16 protein-coding genes and 1 pseudogene are annotated in these 19,834 nt (G+C 42.6%); 12 read left to right on the forward strand and 5 right to left on the reverse strand.

Going from position 1 to position 19,834, the window contains the following annotated elements:
* Window positions 1-33 precede the first annotated feature (33 nt).
* Window positions 34-1,302 carry a BaiN/RdsA family NAD(P)/FAD-dependent oxidoreductase gene (locus AWH49_RS02280; protein WP_063964511.1) on the reverse strand — a complete coding sequence of 423 codons (1,269 nt, stop codon included), beginning with the start codon at window positions 1,300-1,302 and terminating at the stop codon, window positions 34-36.
* Between the two features lie 120 nt (window positions 1,303-1,422).
* Here AWH49_RS02280 and AWH49_RS02285 point away from each other — a divergent pair, with 120 nt between their 5' ends.
* Together AWH49_RS02285 and AWH49_RS02290 are read left to right on the forward strand one after the other, a co-directional pair.
* Entirely contained in the window at window positions 1,423-3,048 is a 1,626-nt protein-coding gene (locus AWH49_RS02285) for a putative polysaccharide biosynthesis protein (protein ID WP_063964512.1), read from the forward strand.
* Between the two features lie 20 nt (window positions 3,049-3,068).
* Window positions 3,069-3,779 carry a pseudouridine synthase gene (locus AWH49_RS02290; RefSeq protein ID WP_063964513.1) on the forward strand — a complete coding sequence of 237 codons (711 nt, stop codon included), beginning with the start codon at window positions 3,069-3,071 and terminating at the stop codon, window positions 3,777-3,779.
* Window positions 3,780-3,829: 50 nt separating this feature from the next.
* On the opposite strand, the gene AWH49_RS02295 is transcribed toward AWH49_RS02290, so the two are convergent.
* On the reverse strand, window positions 3,830-4,051 hold the full coding sequence (locus AWH49_RS02295) for a DeoR family transcriptional regulator (RefSeq protein ID WP_018394194.1): 222 nt from the start codon (window positions 4,049-4,051) through the stop codon (window positions 3,830-3,832).
* Between the two features lie 328 nt (window positions 4,052-4,379).
* On the opposite strand from AWH49_RS02295, the gene pepV reads away from it, so the two are divergent.
* On the forward strand, window positions 4,380-5,801 hold the full coding sequence (gene pepV, locus AWH49_RS02300) for a dipeptidase PepV (protein ID WP_063964514.1): 1,422 nt from the start codon (window positions 4,380-4,382) through the stop codon (window positions 5,799-5,801).
* Window positions 5,802-5,849: 48 nt separating this feature from the next.
* On the opposite strand, the gene cysK is transcribed toward pepV, so the two are convergent.
* The gene (cysK, locus tag AWH49_RS02305) at window positions 5,850-6,782 is read right to left on the reverse strand and encodes a cysteine synthase A (protein WP_063964515.1); all 933 of its coding nucleotides are present in this window, start codon (window positions 6,780-6,782) and stop codon (window positions 5,850-5,852) included.
* A 135-nt stretch (window positions 6,783-6,917) separates the two neighbouring features.
* Here cysK and thpR point away from each other — a divergent pair, with 135 nt between their 5' ends.
* From thpR to trmB, 5 genes are all read left to right on the forward strand, one after another.
* On the forward strand, window positions 6,918-7,466 hold the full coding sequence (gene thpR, locus AWH49_RS02310; protein ID WP_051927821.1) for an RNA 2',3'-cyclic phosphodiesterase: 549 nt from the start codon (window positions 6,918-6,920) through the stop codon (window positions 7,464-7,466).
* Window positions 7,467-7,470: 4 nt separating this feature from the next.
* Window positions 7,471-8,430, forward strand: coding sequence for an NERD domain-containing protein (locus tag AWH49_RS02315; RefSeq protein ID WP_063964516.1), 960 nt, complete (start codon window positions 7,471-7,473; stop codon window positions 8,428-8,430).
* Window positions 8,427-10,562 carry a type I pullulanase gene (pulA, locus tag AWH49_RS02320; protein WP_063964517.1) on the forward strand — a complete coding sequence of 712 codons (2,136 nt, stop codon included), beginning with the start codon at window positions 8,427-8,429 and terminating at the stop codon, window positions 10,560-10,562. The genes AWH49_RS02315 and pulA overlap by 4 nt, the downstream gene beginning before the upstream one ends.
* A gap of 144 nt (window positions 10,563-10,706) precedes the next feature.
* Window positions 10,707-11,534, forward strand: a complete 828-nt coding sequence (locus tag AWH49_RS02325) for a phosphotransferase family protein (RefSeq protein ID WP_018394188.1) — start codon at window positions 10,707-10,709, stop codon at window positions 11,532-11,534.
* Window positions 11,518-12,165 carry a tRNA (guanosine(46)-N7)-methyltransferase TrmB gene (trmB, locus tag AWH49_RS02330; RefSeq protein ID WP_034286350.1) on the forward strand — a complete coding sequence of 216 codons (648 nt, stop codon included), beginning with the start codon at window positions 11,518-11,520 and terminating at the stop codon, window positions 12,163-12,165. Before AWH49_RS02325 ends, trmB begins: the two co-directional genes overlap by 17 nt.
* Window positions 12,166-12,408: 243 nt before the next feature.
* Here trmB and AWH49_RS02335 read toward each other — a convergent pair whose 3' ends face one another.
* A complete protein-coding gene (locus AWH49_RS02335) occupies window positions 12,409-12,732 on the reverse strand; it encodes a PepSY domain-containing protein (RefSeq protein ID WP_034286348.1) in 324 nt (107 codons plus the stop codon).
* Window positions 12,733-12,877: 145 nt separating this feature from the next.
* Between AWH49_RS02335 and AWH49_RS02340 the strand changes: the two genes are divergently transcribed.
* From AWH49_RS02340 to murC, 4 genes and pseudogenes are all read left to right on the forward strand, one after another.
* A complete protein-coding gene (locus AWH49_RS02340; protein WP_063964518.1) occupies window positions 12,878-13,948 on the forward strand; it encodes a M42 family metallopeptidase in 1,071 nt (356 codons plus the stop codon).
* A gap of 17 nt (window positions 13,949-13,965) precedes the next feature.
* Window positions 13,966-14,766: a DUF1444 domain-containing protein gene (locus AWH49_RS02345; protein WP_034286345.1), complete on the forward strand. Its 801-nt coding sequence runs from the start codon at window positions 13,966-13,968 to the stop codon at window positions 14,764-14,766.
* Window positions 14,767-14,920: 154 nt separating this feature from the next.
* Window positions 14,921-17,141, forward strand: a pseudogene (locus AWH49_RS20925) (DNA translocase FtsK).
* A gap of 159 nt (window positions 17,142-17,300) precedes the next feature.
* On the forward strand, window positions 17,301-18,599 hold the full coding sequence (murC, locus tag AWH49_RS02355) for a UDP-N-acetylmuramate--L-alanine ligase (protein ID WP_034286344.1): 1,299 nt from the start codon (window positions 17,301-17,303) through the stop codon (window positions 18,597-18,599).
* Between the two features lie 59 nt (window positions 18,600-18,658).
* On the opposite strand, the gene AWH49_RS02360 is transcribed toward murC, so the two are convergent.
* Window positions 18,659-19,774: an aminopeptidase gene (locus tag AWH49_RS02360; RefSeq protein ID WP_034286342.1), complete on the reverse strand. Its 1,116-nt coding sequence runs from the start codon at window positions 19,772-19,774 to the stop codon at window positions 18,659-18,661.
* Window positions 19,775-19,834: the final 60 nt, after the last annotated feature.

The following is a 19,834-nucleotide window of genomic DNA, read 5'->3' on the forward strand; positions in this document are numbered from 1 at the left end:
GCGATTTTTCGTACAGTCTCTTTTTAGATTTCGTTACGATAAAAGAGATTTACTTATGCCAGCTGCATTTGTGCCAGCAATATGACCGGTAATCAGTGCGGAAGTAATGTTGTAGCCCCCCGTGTAGCCGTGAATGTCGATAATTTCCCCACAGAAAAAGAGGCCGAGTTTCTTTTTTGATGCCATTGTTTTTGGTCCGATTTCTTTTACAGATACGCCGCCGCCGGTGACAAATGCTTTTTCAAGCGGCAGCGTGCCATTGACGGCAATTCTAAATGATTTCATCAATGAAGCGAGTTCACGAATCGCGCTGTCTGCCACTTGATTGCCGGGTGTATCTAAATCAATGTTTGCACGTTCAAGCAAAAAGTGTAAATAGCGTTCCGGAAGCAGGCCTTTCAAGCTATTTTTTATGGATTTTTTTGGCTCTTCTTTTAAGCATTTGCGAATTCGGACGCCTACTTCATGTTCATTGCCATCTGGCCATGCGTCAATGGACATGTAGATAGGAGATCCATTTTTCTTTAATTCTTTCACGACGAATTGGCTGCATCTAAGCGCTGCAGGCCCCGATAATCCGAAATGGGTAAAGAGCATATCCATCCGGTGCGTCACGAGTGTTTTGCCCTTTTTATTTAGCACGGATAAGCTGACGTCACGAAGCGCCAGTCCTTGCATCGAACGGTTGACGATAAATGGTTCTTTTGACGTAATCGGTACTTCTGTCGGGAAAAGTTCCGTTACCGTATGTCCGGCGCGTTCTGCCCACGGATAGCCGTCGCCCGTTGATCCGGTTTGCGGAACCGCTTTGCCTCCGGTTGCGAGTACAATAGCCCCGGCGCGAATTTCTTCGCCAGATTTGAGCCGGACACCGATTATTCGGTCGTCACTCATCAATAATTTTTTCACAGGTGATTCAAGCCGCAAATCTACACGAAGACGTTTTAGTTCATCAAGCAGTGCTTCAACGACATCCTGCGCCCGATCGGACACGGGAAACATGCGGCCATGATCTTCTTCTTTTAATTTTACACCGAGATTTTCGAAAAAGCGGATAATGTCTTCGTTGCTGAAGACGGAAAAGGCACTGTACAAAAATCGTCCATTGCCCGGTATATGGCGAATGATTTCTTCCACTGGCAGCCGGTTCGTTACATTACATCGGCCGCCGCCAGAAATTTGCAGTTTGTTGCCTGGTTTTTTCCCTTTATCAATTAACAGTGTGCGTGCACCCGCGCGTCCAGCTGCAATAGCCGCCATCAGTCCAGCGGGCCCGCCGCCTACAACGATTACGTCGTACATAACGTCATCTCCTAATTCAAACTTTGTTCATTATAGCAGACGTGAAAAAAATTGTCAGAAACAAATGAAAGAGTTACACTATTAATTGGTGCTCTATTTATAAGAATGAGGGATTAAACGATGTCATCCAATTTAATACGCGGAACGTTCATTTTAACGATCGGAACGTTCATCTCAAAGTTTCTTGGTCTTTTTTATGTCATTCCATTTTATAAAATTATAGGTGGAGAAGAAGCGGCTGCTTTGTATAGCTACGGCTACGTGCCATATACCATTTTTATTAGCATCGCAACTGCAGGTGTACCACTTGCCGTATCCAAGTACATAGCGAAATATAATGCGATTGAAGAATATGCGGTCGGGCGAAAGCTCTTTAAGTCAGGTCTTTTATTGATGACATTGACGGGTTTTTCCGCTTTTCTTATTATGTATATATTTTCGCCATTTTTTGCAGAATTGTCTATTCCAGACAGTGAGCAAGTCTATACGGTTGAACAAGTGACGACCGTCATTCGCGCTGTGAGTTTTGCGCTCATCATCGTCCCGTTTATGAGTTTAATGCGTGGCTTTTTCCAAGGGCATCAATCAATGGGACCATCCGCTGTATCAACGGTTGTGGAGCAAATTGCCCGCATAGCCTTTTTGCTTACTGGTGCATACATTGTGATTCATTTAATGGGTGGCTCCGTTGTCACAGCGATAAGTGTAGCAACATTCGCTGCCTTTATTGGAGCGATTTTCGGTCTTCTTGTTTTATTCTGGTATTTTTTCAAGCGGAAAAAGCAATTGGATGAACTGGTGAAAAAAGACAAAGGGCAGACAGATGTGTCCTTGTTCGGTATGTATTCAGAAATTGTGCTGTATGCGATTCCATTTATTTTTGTCGGCATTGCCATTCCGCTTTATCAGCTCATTGATCAAGTAACCTTTTCACGGGCCATGTCAGAAATTGGCCTAGCGGATCAGGCGGTCGTCGCGGCATTTGGTGTGTTGAACTTCAGTACACAAAAACTAGTCATTATTCCGGTTTCACTAGCGACTGCTTTTGCGATGACACTTGTGCCAATGGTAACGAGTTCATTTGTACAAGGTGATCAGTCTATTGTGAAACGGCAGCTTGATCAAACATTTGAAGTATTGCTGTTCTTAACGATACCGGCAGCGATCGGGATTGCGCTGCTGGCAGAGCCGCTTTATACGGTATTTTACGCTCATAGCGAGCTTGGAACGGACGTACTGCGTGTCTATGCACCGGTGGCCATTTTATTTGCGCTCTTCTCGGTTACAGCAGCCATTATGCAGGGAATCAATGAGCAGCGATTTACCATTTTAAGTTTGCTGACAGGTATTTTAGTGAAACTGTCGCTTAATATTCCGCTTATAAAAATGTTTGAAACAGAAGGAGCGGTCTATGCAACAGCACTCGGGTTTGTGTCATCGATTACGATTAACTTATTTGTTATTCGTTACTTTGCTGGCTATTCACTCCGATCGATTGGAAAAAAAATCAGCTTGATTGTTTTGTTTAATGTGGTGATGTCCATTGTCGTGTTCGGTCTATATAGCTTGCTGTCACTCGTTCTTTCTCCAGCTTCATTGTGGCCGTCTTTCTTGATTATTATCATTTGCGCAGCTACGGGAGCGATTGTGTATTTTGCTTTAAGCAGCAAATCAGGGCTTTTAGACACTTTGTTTGGCTCACGCTTAGATGGAATTAAACGAAAACTTCGCTTGAAAAAAGCATAATTTTAGAAAAGAGGAACGGTATGCGTCTTGATAAAATGCTCGCGAATTCAGGGATAGGCACCCGGAAAGAAGTGAAAAAGCTGCTTAAAGACGGCGGTGTGACAGTAAATGGATCGATGGTGAAAGAGGCAAAAACCCACGTGGACCCGGCTGTGGATGATGTCCGTCTTTTCGATGAACCGGTTGAGTATCGTGAATTTATTTATTTAATGATGAACAAGCCAGATGGTGTTGTGTCGGCAACAGAAGATAAGCGCGATGAAACGGTCATTGACTTACTTGATGAATCTCACAAGCATTTCGATCCGCATCCGGTTGGACGACTTGATAAAGATACAGAAGGCATGCTTTTGCTAACGAATGATGGACAATTGTCTCATAGCTTGCTGTCACCGAAGCGACATGTGGGGAAAACGTATTTTGCTCAAATAAAAGGGAATGTAACGGCGGAAGATGTGCAAGCTTTTGCTAAAGGTGTGACATTGGAAGATGGTTATTTAACGAAGCCAGCTGAACTCGTCATTTTATCAAACGGGGCTGAATCTGAAATCGAACTGACGATTACAGAAGGGAAGTTCCATCAAGTGAAACGCATGTTTATAGCGGTTGATAAAGAAGTGTTGTACTTGAAGCGTTTATCGATGGGGCCGCTTGCACTCGATGAATCACTTGAACTCGGTGAATACAGGGAACTGACGGAAGACGAAGTAAACATCCTAAAAGAAAACTAAAAAAAACGGCTGCCCGCATCGCGGACAGCCGTTTTTTTAGTATGAAAGGGTTACGATGTCATTCTCACCTTTTTTTCTGTCGTTGTCCATTTTCCGCGTGTTGGACTAAAGACGAGCTCATTATAAGCCAGTACATTTAAATCGCGTTGAATGGTGCGCGGGGTGATGCCAAACTCATCTACAATATCCTGTGTTGTCACAGTACCATTTTCTTTAATATACATGTAGACGGATTTAATGCGATTTAGCATCCGATTTGTAGTCGGTTTCAAAAAACCACTCCCTCGTCTTTTTTCCCTAAGGCATAACAACAGACGGCAGCAAATGATCTTACCAATTATAATAAAGTGTCTCAGACATCTCCTTTGCAAAATAGTATAAAGTGTCTGACAACTAAAGTGTACTGTATTTATTCTTATTTAGCTAGAAAAAAAGGTTGAATTTACACTTTGTTTACCCTTTTTTAATGATATTATGCCTTTAATCGGAAAATAACACTGATTGTAAATTTATATTCAGAAAATTTACAATTTAGTGAATAAATATGAAGTTGGTTTGTCAACACGTTCCGTTGTAAAATAAAAACAAGGAGGAATCGCTATGAATAATATAAACTGGATGGGCGAAATACTGGAGCGGCGCGATGAATTTATAGCTGATCTTCAGAAACTCATTCAAATTCCAAGTGTTAAAACCGAACAGGGGACAAAAGAAGCACCATTTGGAACTCACGTAAAAGAGGCACTCGATTATATGCTTTCACTTGGTGAAAAAGATGGATTCACAATAAAAAATACAGGAAATGTGGCTGGACACCTAGAAATAGGCTCAGGAGACGGACTTATTGGGGTATTATGCCACGTGGATGTTGTACCGGCAGGGGACGGCTGGACGCATGAACCGTTTGGTGGAGAACTCGAATCGGGTAAATTATTTGGCAGGGGAGCGATTGACGATAAAGGACCAACAATGGCAGCCTATTACGCGATGAAAATTGTAAAAGAACTTGGCATCCCACTAGAAAAAAGGGTACGGATGATTATTGGCACCGATGAAGAAAGTGACTGGCAATGTGTCGAGCGTTATTTTGAAACGGAAGAAATGCCGGATATTGGATTTGCTCCAGATGCTGATTTTCCAATTATTTTTGCGGAAAAAGGAATTGCTGATGTCCAGATCAAGCTCTCATTGCCAGCGCCGGATGAGGCGGCTGTTGCGATGATAGCATTTGAAAGTGGAGAAAGGTATAATATGGTACCTGATTTTGCTCGTGCATCTTTATTAATCGATCAAAATCATACACTTTTTTTACAAAACTACACAGAATATATAAATGAGTCCAATTTTGAAGGCAATTATCACATTGAAAACGGTGCTGTTGTTCTAGAAATGAAAGGAACATCTGCACACGCAATGGAGCCAGATTTCGGACAAAATGCGGCGCTCATGTTAGCTAGATTTTTGAGCAATCAGCGTCTTGATACAGCATCTATCGCTTATATTGATTTTATGATACGTTATTTCGATGGTGACACGCGCGGACGGGCATTAGGGATTGCGGCGACGGATCTTGAAATGGGTGACGTAACTGTGAATGCAGCGATTTTTCGTTATGAAAAAGGGAAGTCTGCTCAAATTGGCGTAAATGTGCGCTATCCGGCATCGTTTTCGTTTAATGAAGAAATACAAAAGCTGAAAAAGAGGATTCAAAAAGAAAAAGCGGAATTGTCTGTTATATCGAATAGTGAACCTCATTATGTGCAACCGGATGATCCACTTATTGAAACATTGAAGCGTGTATATGAAGAAGAGACAGGCAAAAAAGCAGATCTGCTGTCAATCGGTGGCGGGACGTATGCACGCGCTTTGAAAACAGGTGTTGCATTCGGTGCACTGTTCCCGGGACGTCCAGATGTCGCACATCAAAAAGATGAATATGCTTTTGTTGGAGACTTATTTCAAGCTGCGGCGATTTATGCACGGACAATAGTGGAACTGGCGGGCAAGAATGAGAAAGAATGACGTATATTAAAAGAGCCCCCCTTTCTATTCAAAGGGGGATCCATCTTATTATTTATATTGAAAAACGTCTGTTGATAAGTATCGTTCACCGGTATCAGGTGCAATACAGATAACGATATCGTCTTTCGATAATGTTTTCGCCACTTCGATCGCTGCAAAACAAGTAGCACCTCCGGAAGGGCCGACTAAAATGCCTTCCTCTGCGGCTAAGCGGCGTGTAATAGTATAGGCGTCATCATCTTCAATTTTAAAAATGGAGTCGTACACATCGATGTTTAGGGTTTTCGGAATGAAGCCAGGGCTCGTGCCGATGAGTTTATGTTTGCCCGGCTGGCCGCCTGATAATACAGGAGATCCCGCTGGCTCAACGACGTGTACCGTCAAATTGGGATACACTTTCTTTAACTCTTCACCTGTACCTGTAATGGTGCCACCTGTTCCGGAGCTGGCAATAAATGAGGCGAAGTTCTTCCCAATTTGATCAACTGCATCGATAATTTCAGCTGATGTTGTGCCGCGGTGGGCATCTGGATTTGCGGGATTATCAAATTGCATTGGAATATAACTGCCGGGAATTTCTTTTGCCAGTTCAATTGCTTTTTGGATCGACCCCATCATTTTTTTATCGCCTGGTGTTAACACGACTTCGGCGCCGTACGCTTTTAAAATATTGATACGCTCTTTCGTCATTGTATCGGGCATAACGAGAATCGTTTTGTAACCCCGGGCTGCGGCATTCATCGCAATGCCAATACCAGTGTTGCCGCTTGTTGGTTCGATAATGGTCGCACCAGGTGTCAGTTTTCCTGATTTTTCCGCTTCAATTATCATATTATAAGCGGCACGGTCTTTCACGCTTTTACTCGGGTTATAAAATTCTAATTTTACGTATACGTCCGCTCCATGTTTAGGCGACAGACGCTGCAATTTGACGACAGGCGTGTCGCCAATCAAATTTGCGATATTATGAACCACTTTCATTAAAAAGTCATCCTTTCTATACCTTTTATTAAATCACATCATTCAAATAAATCCAATCCATACACAATGATTTAAAAAACATAATAAATGATATATACTTTTTTGTTAAACTAAAGATAAACTCAGGGGGAGAAAATGAAACCGCATTATTTTTTCGCGATTGTAATACCCGATGATATGAAAAAGGCTATTTTTCATGAAATGAAGCAGCATCAATTACCATTTAAAAAATTTACACATCCAGAAGATTATCATATTACACTGGCGTTTATCGGTGATTCAGAAGAAAGGTTACTTGAAGAAGTATGCGCCCAGCTGGAAGAATCGTTAAAAGAGACGCATTCATTTCCACTAAGGCTCACTTCTTTTTATACATTTGGTCTGCCAGCATCCCCACGTATTTTCTGGATAGGCACGGACGAACCAAGAGAATTGTACCAATTGCAGTCGATTACTGTGAATGTTTGCACAAAAGCGGGATTCAAACTTGATGAAAGACCATACCGTCCTCATTTGACAACGGCGAGAAAGTGGAAGGGGGATAAACCATATAAACCTGTTGTTGCACCTAAGTGGAATAATATTACAATAAATGAAGTGGCGTTGTATGAAACAAATCGTTTAGAAGATCCTAAATATACGAAAAAATGGTCATACTTGTTAAACGAAACGAGAGAGGACTAATCTCATGGCGCAGTTAATTAAATTACAAAATTACATATCCCGTTATGAAAATGATTTGTTTCATTATCCAGCTCGCTATGTCCGTTTGAAAAAACAGGAATGGAGAAGGTTTCAAGAGAAATGGGCGCATCATCAAGCGGTATCATTCATAGAGCCTATTCAATTAGAAGATGACTGGATGATTGAACCGGAAAAAGAACGAACTGGTTTTTTTCGTTCATTCTTTTCAAAAAAAGAGTGTCAACTATCGGAGGAAGAATCGATTCAAAAAGCGGAAGATACACCGATTTTTTCTATTAATGAGACAGAATCGACATTTTTACACACAGAAGAGGATGCGAAGAAGCTATTCGTTGAAAAAATGTATCAATTTCAGGTGAAATGGGCGAGTTCGACGCTGCTTCATAAATCACCTCTTGATCATAAATACTACGTTGATGAACGGTTGAAATTTTTATTGCAGCGTCTGCCAGATACATTTCTCGTCTTTTACGAACCCGTTTTACGTTTTCAAAAAGCAACTGTTGAACTTGATATCGTCATCATGACGCCGATTGAAGTGTGGTGTCTTACTTTTTTAGAAGAACAAAATGATGCCGTTTTTTCAGGAACTGCGGAGCGCTTCTGGACAAAACGATACGGCGAGGCCGAATCAAAGCTGCTTAGCCCGGTCGTATCGCTGTCGAGAACAGAAACGCTCGTCAACAAGCTTTTGCGATATGAACAGATTGATCTTCCGGTTCGAAAGGCGATTTTATCCCGCAATGGCTATATTGATTATCCCAGCGCGCCGGCAGGTATTGACTACATTGATAAACGTGCGTTTGACACTTGGTTTCACTATATGAGAAAGGTGTCATCGCCACTTAAGATGATTCAGCTAAAAGCCGCTAAAGCATTGCTGGATCATGCAGACACGATCAGCATCCGCCGCCCAGAATGGGAAGAGGAGGAATCAAAATGATGAACACCCGTCCATTTAATGCGTATTTAGATAAATTAAATGAAGTGACCATTTTGTTACCTAAGCACTACTACGATGGAAAGTCTGCTTTTTTCTATATCGAAAGTGGGCATGACGTGACAAAAATGACGATTGTGGAAAAGCAGGAATTTGAGATGATGGTGAAATATGTTTGCCACATATCCGAGACTCCGGATTTTGGGTCCGAGCATATTATTCTCGATGAACGGTTGATGCGGACTGATTTGCAAATGGGATCTGTCATTCGAACAGAAGAGTTTGATCATTTATTTTATTACGATGGTGAGCTCGGGGCGATGTATAGTCCGGAAAAAACAAACTTTCGCGTATGGGCGCCAACGGCCACAGAAGCATTCGTGAAGTTTAAAGAACGATCTGACAGTCCGCTTCGCTACATTACGATGAAGCGAGGACCCCGCGGTACATTTGAAGCCACATTGCCTGAACAGGCAGAAGGTTATTATTACCAGTATCAAGTGCGTATTAATAATATTTGGCATGAAGCGGTAGACCCGTATGCGAAAATGGTGTCTGTCCATAGTGAATGGGCGCGTATTGTTGATGAAAATCATATGCATGTCCCACAAAACAAATTGCCACCGTTTTCATCACCGCTCGATGCGGTTATTTATGAAGCATCTATTCGGGATTTATCTGTTCAGCCAGAAAGCGGCATTAAACAGCGTGGAAAGTACCTTGGTTTAACGGAAGAAGGAACGCAAAGTCCGGACGGACAGCCGACAGGACTGGATTATGTAGCATCGCTCGGCGTGACACATATTGAATTTTTACCTTTTTTTGATTTTTTCGGTGTTTCGGATGTTGATGCATCTGTCAACTATAATTGGGGATACAACCCGCTTTATTTCAATGTTCCTGAGGGCAGTTTCAGTACGAATGCCGCTGATTTATATGCTCGTACAGTGGAACTGAAGAGGATGATTGAAGCGCTTCATAAAAAAGAACTACGCGTCATTATGGATGTTGTCTACAATCATGTATTTATTCGTGAAACGTCTTCATTTGAACGGCTTGTTCCTGGTTATTATTTCAGGCAAGGGCCAGATGGTATGCCGTCAAACGGATCAGGATGCGGCAATGATTTTGCATCGGAGCGGAAAATGGCGAGGAAATTCATTCTCGATTCGCTTGAATACTGGTTAACGGCGTACAATCTTGATGGATTCCGATTTGATTTAATGGGACTGATCGACGTGGAAACGATGCAGGAAGCGGTAAAGCGGGTACGTGCAAAGAAACCCGATGCGGTCATTCTCGGAGAAGGATGGGATTTAAACACAGCGCTTTCAGCAGAGAAAAAAGCAACGATTCAAAATGAACAGCAGCTGCCGGGCACGGCCTTTTTTAATGATCGGTTTCGAGATTCTATTAAAGGAAGCACGTTTCAATTATTTGAACCGGGCTTTGCTTTTGGGAATAGACAATTGATGGATCATGCCTTTGCGGCGTATACAGCAAATGTAGGGTGTGCAGGTATAGACCGTCTATTTCATTCACCCGCACAATCGGTGAATTATGTGGAATGCCATGATAATTATACACTTTGGGATAAACTTGAAGCTTGTTTTCCGGGAGATACTTTGCAAAATAAACGAAAACACCGGCTCGCAACCGCATTTGTCTTATTGTCGCAAGGTATTCCATTTTTACACGCTGGACAGGAATTTTGCCGGACGAAGCACGGTGTCGAAAATAGCTACACGAGTTCTGATATAATTAATCAAATCGACTGGCGCCGACGCGGGGAATATATTGATCAAGTGGAGTACGTGAAAGGTTTAATCAAGCTCCGTAAATCACACGGTGCATGGCGGATGCGGACAGAAGAAGAGATTTGTCATCATATTGTGAGATGGCCATCAAATGTCGATACATTGTCGATCTGGTTAAAAGATGTCGGCTTCTATGGTGCATGGCACGATATACTGCTATCATTCAACACCGGTGCCTCCATCTCGAGCTTCATTCTTCCAGAAGGCGACCCATGGGATCAAATTGTATCCGGTTCAATTGTTGGTACTACACCAGTTGCAAAAGGGCTTGTAACCGGCTATATAGACGGATTTAGCTGTGCAGTCTTTGTTCGGTAGCTTTGTCTTGAAATGAACTGGTGGAAAGCGCGTATTCGTGATACAATACTTCAGACAATAAAGAGTACGATATTATAAATTAAAAAGACAGTAATTGTTTTTCAAAGCGGCTGCTGTCTTTTTCTGTGAAACAGGTGAGGCATTGTGGAACACTTTCTTGGTGGAGACTGGGAGATAACACCAGCAGGCGGCATAACCGGAAAAGCATTTTTTGCAAGACAGGGAGGACAAGAGCTGTTTTTAAAACGGAACTCATCTCCTTTTCTTGCTATGCTCTCGGCTGAAGGAGTCGTTCCGAAACTCGTCTGGACGAAGCGGCTTGAAAATGGGGATGTTATCTCAGCGCAGCATTGGATGAATGGTCGAGAGCTTACGCCGGAAGAAATGAAATTCGACCGTGTCGCAAAACTAATGGGAAAAATTCATTCTTCAGACCCGCTATTGTCCATGCTGAAGCGGCTTGGTAAAAAGCCTTTTTGGCCATCAATGATGCTCGATGAAGTTCATGCGACAATCGACGTGATGTATACGCACCCTGAAGTGGCAGCAGCAGTCCGATTCCTCGAAACACAGCTTCCATCAGTGCCGGAATCCCAGCTTGTCGTCTGTCATGGTGATGTAAATCATCACAACTGGCTTTTGTCTGATGAGGATGAACTGTTTTTAATCGATTGGGATGGAGCGATGATTGCCGATCCGGCAATTGACCTCGGTACCCTGCTGTTTGGCTACGTTGAACGGGAAAAATGGACAAGCTGGCTCACGCAGTATGGTATCAGATTAACACCGTCTTTTTTTCGGCGGATGAAATGGTATGCGACCGCGCAACTGTTATTGTCGATTGAATGGGATGGTGAAAAAGGCCGCTTCCACGACATGAACAAAAGCATTGCTGCGTTGCATCGGTTAATGATTGAAGAGAAGAATTTATACGGAAATGGAGAGACGAGGCACGATGCGTTTAAGAAATAAACCGTGGGCACGTGAGAAAATCGATGCTCATCCGCAGTACATTATTCCAGAATCGTCCAATGTGAAAGGACACTGGCATGACATTTTCGGCAACAATAATCCGATTCATATTGAAGTTGGCACAGGGAAAGGCCAATTTGTGACCGGTATGGCGAAACAAAATCCAGACATTAATTACATCGGCATTGAACTGTATGAAAGTGTCATTGTCTCTGCACTAGATTTATTAATGGAAGCAGAGGTACCGAATTTGAAATTATTAAATGTCGATGGTTCTGATCTTTTGAATTATTTTGAAAAAGGGGAAGTAAAGCAAGTGTACTTAAACTTCTCCGACCCGTGGCCAAAAACGCGCCATACGAAGCGTCGTTTAACGTATAAATCATTTTTAAACCTGTATGAAGAACTCATGCCAGAAGGCGGCGAAGTGCATTTCAAAACGGATAATCAAGGCCTTTTTGAATATTCACTGAAGAGTTTTTCAGAATACGGTATGATGCTTAAATATGTCAGTCTAGATTTACACAACAGTGAGTTTGAAGGCAATGTGATGACGGAATATGAAGAAAAATTTTCAGCAAAAGGCCAGCGTATTTACCGGTCAGAAGCGAAATTTCAGCCGCGCCTATAAAGTGAAACTTCATTCAATGGGGGCTTTATTCCCGCTGAATAAGGAGGAACACAGGTGAAAAGCGCCGCGTCCTGCAGCAATACTTGAGTGACCAGGCTCAGCCGGTCCAAACTAATCGGGCTTTTACGGGCAGTTGATCGCCAAGTGGAGCCTTCTTTTCATAGTCTTGAAGTAGAGGTCTTATTGTCCGTTACTACGGGATAAAAAAGCTCAAACGGTGATGACCGTTTGAGCTTTTTTATATTAATGAATGGAATGTACGTTTAAAAGTGTACCTGTTTTTGCATCAGCTGCAAATTCAAATTGTTCATTGCTAGTTTTACCTTGACGGGAAATACCGCCTTTATACACTAAAACCTGAAAACCATTATGTGTGTAATCTTCCGGTTTCATTTGAATCCATGAGCCGTTGATCGGACCTTGCTGTTTAAATGTTTCTTTAATTTGTTTCAAGACTTTCTCAGGCGGCGCATTCTTCGACTCGGACGTTTGTTTTTGAATTAAAACGGTTGCGGCTGCTCCAGCGGCCACACCGATCAAAAAAGCTGTACGATCACACTTTATCATGTTTTATCCCCCCTGTCTCTCCATTTGTATACTTCTAAAGTATACAGGATTTCATCATTACGGAAAACTAAAAGGCGCTTCATTCCAAATTGAGGACCATTTCCGGTATAATGAACGAAAAAGACGTGCCGGGAGGAGATCGATCATGAAACAGGAAACGAAAGATATGTTTAAAACTTTAACAGAATTGCCGGGTGCACCAGGAAATGAGCATGCAGTACGTGCATTTATGAAGAAAGAAATGGAGCCATATGCAGACTCGATTATTCAAGACGGGCTCGGCAGCCTGTTCGGCGTAAAAGAAGGAGATGAAAATGGGCCGCATGTGATGGTAGCGGGTCATATGGATGAAGTTGCTTTTATGGTGATCGCTATTACCGATAACGGGATGATTCGTTTTCAAACGCTTGGCGGCTGGTGGGGCCAGACGATGCTCGCTCAGCGCGTTCACATTTTTACGAAAAAAGGGCCAGTAGAAGGTGTTATTTCATCGACACCACCGCATTTGCTGACAGAAGATCAGCGCAATAAACCGATGCAAATTAAAAATATGCAAATTGATATCGGTGCAGATGATAAAGCGGACGCTGAAGCGATTGGTATTAAGCCAGGTCAGTCTATCTTGCCTGTATCCGCCTTTACACGACTCGCTAACCCGAAGAAAATCATGGCAAAAGCATGGGATAATCGATATGGATGTGGGCTTGCGATTGAGCTTTTAAAAGAATTACATGGAAAAACTGTGCCGAACATGCTTTATTCAGGTGCGACTGTACAGGAAGAAGTTGGCTTGCGCGGTGCACAAACAGCTGCACACTTAATTAATCCTGATATATTTTTTGCACTTGATGCGAGTCCAGCGAACGATACAACCGGCGATAAAAATGAATTTGGCCAGCTTGGCAAAGGAGTATTGCTGCGCATTCTTGACGGAACGATGGTGACGCATAGCGGCATGAGAGAGTTTGTTCTTGATACAGCCGAATCTAATAGTATTCCATATCAATATTTCGTCTCACCGGGTGGAACGGATGCCGGCCGCGTTCATACGACAGGAAACGGCGTACCGAGTGCAGTAATAGGCATTTGTTCCCGATATATTCATACGCATTCATCGATTATTCATACGGATGATTATGATGCGGCGAAAGAACTGCTCGTGAAACTTATCACAACACTAGATAAGACGACGGTTGATACGATTAAAAATAGCTGAAAGAAGGAATTACGTATATGCAAACAAATAAATTGAGAAAAAAGCTGGAAGAAGAATTAAAGAGGGACAACCGGAGGATCGTGTTTGATCGTGAAAAAGAAGAAATGCGTTTTGAAAATAGTGATACAAAAAAAGGTGTAACGGTTACGCTTGGCGGTATCCTCGCTAAATTTGAAGGAAATGTAGAAAAAGCAGCGGAAGAAACGATTTATTATGTAAATGAAGCATTAAATGCATTTGACGGTTCTGGAAAAAAGGAAGAGAAAGAGAAACGTATCTATCCGGTTATTCGCGCGGCCTCGTTTACGAAAGAAGCAGAAGAAGGCGTACCACTTTTTTACGATGATCATACAGCGGAAACACGTATTTATTATGCTGTCGATCTCGGCACAACGTACCGGCTTATTGACGAAAAACTGATGACAAAGGAAAAATGGACAGCGGAGCAAATTCGGGAAATTGCTCGATTCAATCTGCGCTCACTTCCGCTAGAAATGAAGCAGGACACGGTTGCTGGCAACGTCTTTTATTTCTTGAATTCAAATGATGGCTACGATTCAAGCCGTATTTTAAACGATCGATTTTTAAAAGAGATGAGTGAAAAGATGGAGGGAGATATGACCGTGTCTGTTCCTCATGGCGATGTGCTTATTATCGGGGATATTCGCAATGTGACGGGTTATGATATTCTCGCTCAGATGGCGATGAGCTTTTTCGCTGCAGGACGCGTTCCGATTACGGCTCTTTCGTTCATTTATGAAGATGGCCATCTTGAACCGATTTTTATTATGGCACAAAATCGTCCGCAAAAAGACTGATCTCTTTTTACGGGCGGTCTTTTTTTATCCGATAAAGGCCTAAATGAAGATTTACTTTATCCCCATCCAATTTCCCAAAATGCTGTTTTTCTGTTAACAAATTTCATAATGCTGTTACAATGAAGAAAACTTCAAGTGGAAAGAGTGGTCAAAAATGAACATGTTTAAAAAAATCCTCTCTTATTTTAGAGAAGAAATTTACATAATTGAAGAAGAAGAAACTGAACAACTGAAGAGTGAAGAGATAAAACGCGATGAACAGGAAATGAAAAATGATGTAACCAAGCAGCGTTTGCTAGAGCCAGAAGCAAAATCAAAAAGGGAGCGGTATGTACCGTTGATCAATGCGGCACCATCTGCTCAGCAAATTTCAACGCGTGTCGCTTATCGCTATCCGACTGTAAAGCGTGGCGGTGAACCGGCACTGCCACGTAAAAGACAACGTGATCATGATATTAAAGCCGAAGTAGAAGAGTCTGTAAAGCATTATGAACAATCGACGTCTGCACCAGCAGCGCGTATTACACCGAGGCCATTTAGGCCAACTGAAATTCCATCACCGATTTATGGATTCCGCACGCGTCCTACCAAAGAAGATGTACGAATCATCCGCGGTGAAGAACAGGAGGAGCATGAGAAGCCGCTTCTTTTATTTACGAAAGAAACCGCAAACCGTCTGCCCGAACTGGAAAAGCCGGCGCCGGTGAAAATGAAACAGGAAGAAAAGCCGCTGGAAATAGTGAGTAAACGAGCGCCCGTTGATAACGAAGAGGGAAAACTGCCGTCAGCTGACCGTCGGGAACGATCGCGCGAAAGACGACACTCTCCGTTTAATGTTATCATGCTGAAAAAGGATCGTGAAAAAATAGCGGAATCAGCAATGAAACCAGTCTCGGCTGTAAAACCCGTCCCGGAAACGGTTGTGAAAAAGGCAACACAAGTCGTTATCGAAGCAGCCATTGACCGTCCACCGCTGTCTATTTTGACACCGCCATCGAAAAAGCCAATAGATGATGAATGGGTTTCGGAAAAAACAAAGCGATTAAATGAAACGTTTAAAAGTTTCAATATTGATGCTAAAGTAACGGGTGTCACGACTGGACCAGCAATTACCCGATTCGAAGTCACACCGTCAATCGGTGTAAAAGTGAGTAAAATCTCCAGCTTAACAGACGATATAAAGCGCAGTCTGGCGGCGAGAACACTCCGGATTGAATCACCGATTTCGGGTACTGAAGTGGTCGGCATTGAACTGCCAAACGACAAAAGCCGCTCCGTTTTTATTAGTGAAATTATCAGTCATAGTAAATTTCAGTTAGCTAAATCTCCGCTTGCGTCCGCACTCGGCCTTGATATTGCAGGGGAACCCGTCGTATTGGATCTGCAAAAAATGCCACATGGTCTTATTGCCGGTGCAACGGGTTCAGGAAAAAGTGTGTGTATTAACTCGATATTAGTCAGTCTTTTGTATAAAGCAGCGCCGCACGAATTAAAGCTGCTTCTCATTGACCCGAAAATGGTCGAGTTGACGCCTTACAATGGTATCCCACATTTGGCTAGCCCCGTCATTACCGACGTTAAAGCGGCTACAGCGGCATTGAAGTGGGCCGTTGAAGAAATGGAGCGTCGCTATCAGCTGTTTGTTCATGCCGGTGTACGCGACATCACTTCCTATAATGTGAAAGTAGAGAAGTCGGAATTTAATGAACCGCAGTTGCCGTATATCGTAATTGTTATCGATGAACTCGCTGATTTAATGATGATGGCACCATCGGAAGTGGAAGAAGCCATTTGTCGAATTGCTCAAAAAGCGCGTGCATGCGGTATTCATTTAATCGTCGCCACTCAGCGTCCGTCGGTTGATGTTATTACCGGTCTTATTAAAGCAAATATTCCGACGCGAATCGCTTTCTCTGTATCATCGCAAATTGATTCTCGTACAATATTAGATAAAGTAGGGGCAGAAAAGCTGCTTGGCAAAGGCGATATGCTATTTTTAGATAACGGGGCCAGTGAAGCAGTTCGTTTGCAAGGAACATTTGTTACAAATGAAGAAATTGATGAAGTGGTCCGATTCGTCAAAGAACAGCAAAAACCAGATTATTTATTTAAACAAGAAGAACTTCTGCAAAAAGCAGTCGTACAAGATGAAGAGGATGAATTGTTCCGAGAAGCTTGTGAATTTGTTGTCCGGCAGGGGGGGGGCATCGACATCGATGCTGCAGCGAAAGTTAAAAGTCGGATATAACCGTGCAGCCAACTTGATTGAAATGATGGAAGAACATGGACTCATCTCGGGTCAGCGTGCCGGACGTCCGCGCGAAGTGCTCGTATCTGAAGAAGAACTTTTTGCTTTTTTTAAGGAGACAAACTAAGAAACCGGTGCCTTAGCATCGGTTTTTCAAGTGGCATAGTCACGTTTTGAAAAAAGTGCTATAATGTACAAATGCAATGATTTGACTGCCATTCGTTTCAAAATAAACGATGATACATATACTGTATGTAGCAGGCTAGAGAATGTTGGAGGTTTAATGATGACAACCTATCATTTTGTTGGAATAAAAGGCTCGGGAATGAGCGCCCTTGCGCATATTCTTCACGATAAAGGATACGCGGTACAGGGTTCAGATATCGAAAAAACGTTTTTTACACAAAAAGGACTTGAAGATGCAGGCATTTTAATTTTGCCATTTAACGCAGATAATATTCAAGAAGGTATGACAGTGATTGCCGGCAATGCGTTCAGTGATGAGCACAAGGAAATTAAGCGTGCAGAGGAGATCGGGGTGCCGGTTATTCGCTATCACAAGTTCTTAGGAGACTTCATTCAAAATTTTACGAGTGTAGCAATTACCGGATCACACGGCAAAACATCAACGACTGGTTTAATGGCACATGTCATTAGCGGTGCAGCACCGACATCATACTTAATTGGAGATGGAACAGGATGCGGGGTAAAAGATGCACAGTATTTTGCATTTGAAGCGTGTGAATATCGCCGCCACTTTTTATCATATGCACCGGATTATGCGGTTATGACGAATATTGACTTTGATCACCCGGATTATTTTGCTGATGTCGATGACGTATTTTCCGCTTTCCAGGAAATGGCGAAGCAGGTGAAAAAAGCGATTTTTGCATGTGGTGATGACGAATATTTACAGGGTATTCAAGCAAACGTACCGGTTGTATTTTACGGTTTTGGTGAAGAAAATGATTTTCAGGCCCGCAACGCTGCGTTTGACGAAAATGGTACAACATTTGATGTCTTTGTACGCAACGAATACTATGCAAATTTCCGAATTCAAGGGTATGGCGACCATAATATTTTAAATGCGCTCTCCGTCATCGGTCTCTGCCATTATGAAGAAATTGATACAAATATCGTGAAAGAACGTCTTCTAACATTCTCAGGTGTGAAACGGCGTTTTACTGAAAAGAAAATCGGCGGTCAAGTGTTGATTGATGACTATGCGCATCATCCAACTGAAATTCGGGCAACAATTAATGCGGCTCGTCAAAAATACCCGAACCGTGAAATTGTTGCTGTCTTCCAGCCGCATACATTCTCACGGACACAAACATTTCTTGATGAATTCGCGGATGCTTTAAATAAAGCAGATGCGGTTTATTTATGCGATATTTTCGGCTCAGCCCGTGAAAATCATGGCAAGCTGACGATTGAAGATTTGCAGAAGAAAATTCCGGGAGCAAGGTTGATCAAAGAAGATGGCACAGAAGTGCTTGAAAATCATGAAACGAGCGTTCTCATCTTCATGGGTGCCGGTGATATTCAAAAGTTCCAGGCTGCGTACGAACAACATAGTGTATAAAAGAAAAACGCCCTCGCCGGTTTTGGCGAAGGGCGTTTTTCACTGCCAGCTCCAAACATTTACTTCAAGTTGTCTGGATTCAAGCCATCTAGCTCAGGCAAAACGAACAATCCGTCTTTTCTGATCAAAACATCGTCAAACCAGATTTCACCGCCACCATATTCTGGACGCTGAATGTTCACCATATCCCAGTGAATATTTGAGTGATTGCCGTTGTATGCTTCTTCATAACATTCACCTGGTGTAAAATGGAAGCTGCCGGCGATTTTTTCATCAAATAAAATATCCTGCATCGGATGCAGTATGTGTGGATTGACGCCAATCGCAAATTCACCAACAAAACGAGCTCCCTCGTCCGTATCAAAAATCGTATTAATTCGTTTTACATCATTTGCGTGGGCGTCAATAATTTTTCCGTTTTCAAACCGTAACTTCACATTTTCAAATGTAAAGCCGTTATAAGGAGACGGTGTGTTGTATGAAATAACGCCATTCACGGAATCGCGAACTGGTGCCGTATACACTTCGCCATCTGGAATATTTAAACGGCCGGCACACTTAATCGCGGGAATATCTTTAATGGAAAACATTAAATCGGTTCCCGGTCCTTTCAAATGAACTTGATCCGTCCGGTTCATTAACTCAACGAGCGGGTCCATCGCAGCCGCCATTTTCCGATAATCAAGATTGCATACGTCAAAATAAAAATCTTCGAATGCATCTGTGCTCATTTTGGCCAGCTGCGCCATTGATGTTGTAGGGTACCTTAAAACGACCCATTTCGTTTTCGGCACACGAATATCACGATGTACTTTTTTGCCAACCGTATTCCCTTGAATTTTTATTTTTTCTGCTGGAACATCTGCGTGTTCATTAATATTATCGCCAGCACGCAGTCCGATGTATGCATCCATTTCTTTCATCACATTTGCTTCAAAATCCGCCATTAAATCAAACTGTTTGTCGATCGCTCCCATTAAAAGTGAACGATCGACACGGTGATCCTTCAATAGAACAAACGGCCATCCGCCTGCTTTGTACGTTTCTTCAACAAGTGCCGTTATAAGCTCACGCTGAAGACCAAAATTTTCAATTAACACTTTTTCACCCGGCTGAATCTCGCACGAGTAGTTGATTAAATTGGCTGCCAATGTTTGAATTCTTGCATCTTTCATAAAAAACGCCTCCTTTTCATCCATTTCATTGTACGACGATCGCTATTTTTGTGCAAAAGA

This window comes from Domibacillus aminovorans, assembly GCF_001643235.1.
Classification (GTDB): domain Bacteria; phylum Bacillota; class Bacilli; order Bacillales; family Domibacillaceae; genus Domibacillus; species Domibacillus aminovorans.

Excerpts from the sequence above, each read along its gene's own strand:
- AWH49_RS02340 (WP_063964518.1), top strand. The coding sequence starts at position 12,878 with ATGAAACAGGAAACGAAAGATATGTTTAAAACTTTAACAGAATTGCCG.
- thpR (WP_051927821.1), top strand. The coding sequence starts at position 6,918 with ATGAAACCGCATTATTTTTTCGCGATTGTAATACCCGATGATATGAAA.
- pepV (WP_063964514.1), top strand. The coding sequence starts at position 4,380 with ATGAATAATATAAACTGGATGGGCGAAATACTGGAGCGGCGCGATGAA.
- cysK (WP_063964515.1), bottom strand. The coding sequence starts at position 6,782 with ATGAAAGTGGTTCATAATATCGCAAATTTGATTGGCGACACGCCTGTC.
- murC (WP_034286344.1), top strand. The coding sequence starts at position 17,301 with ATGACAACCTATCATTTTGTTGGAATAAAAGGCTCGGGAATGAGCGCC.
- AWH49_RS02315 (WP_063964516.1), top strand. The coding sequence starts at position 7,471 with ATGGCGCAGTTAATTAAATTACAAAATTACATATCCCGTTATGAAAAT.
- AWH49_RS02290 (WP_063964513.1), top strand. The coding sequence starts at position 3,069 with ATGCGTCTTGATAAAATGCTCGCGAATTCAGGGATAGGCACCCGGAAA.
- AWH49_RS02345 (WP_034286345.1), top strand. The coding sequence starts at position 13,966 with ATGCAAACAAATAAATTGAGAAAAAAGCTGGAAGAAGAATTAAAGAGG.
- trmB (WP_034286350.1), top strand. The coding sequence starts at position 11,518 with ATGCGTTTAAGAAATAAACCGTGGGCACGTGAGAAAATCGATGCTCAT.
- pulA (WP_063964517.1), top strand. The coding sequence starts at position 8,427 with ATGATGAACACCCGTCCATTTAATGCGTATTTAGATAAATTAAATGAA.
- AWH49_RS02335 (WP_034286348.1), bottom strand. The coding sequence starts at position 12,732 with ATGATAAAGTGTGATCGTACAGCTTTTTTGATCGGTGTGGCCGCTGGA.
- AWH49_RS02280 (WP_063964511.1), bottom strand. The coding sequence starts at position 1,302 with ATGTACGACGTAATCGTTGTAGGCGGCGGGCCCGCTGGACTGATGGCG.
- AWH49_RS02285 (WP_063964512.1), top strand. The coding sequence starts at position 1,423 with ATGTCATCCAATTTAATACGCGGAACGTTCATTTTAACGATCGGAACG.
- AWH49_RS02360 (WP_034286342.1), bottom strand. The coding sequence starts at position 19,774 with ATGAAAGATGCAAGAATTCAAACATTGGCAGCCAATTTAATCAACTAC.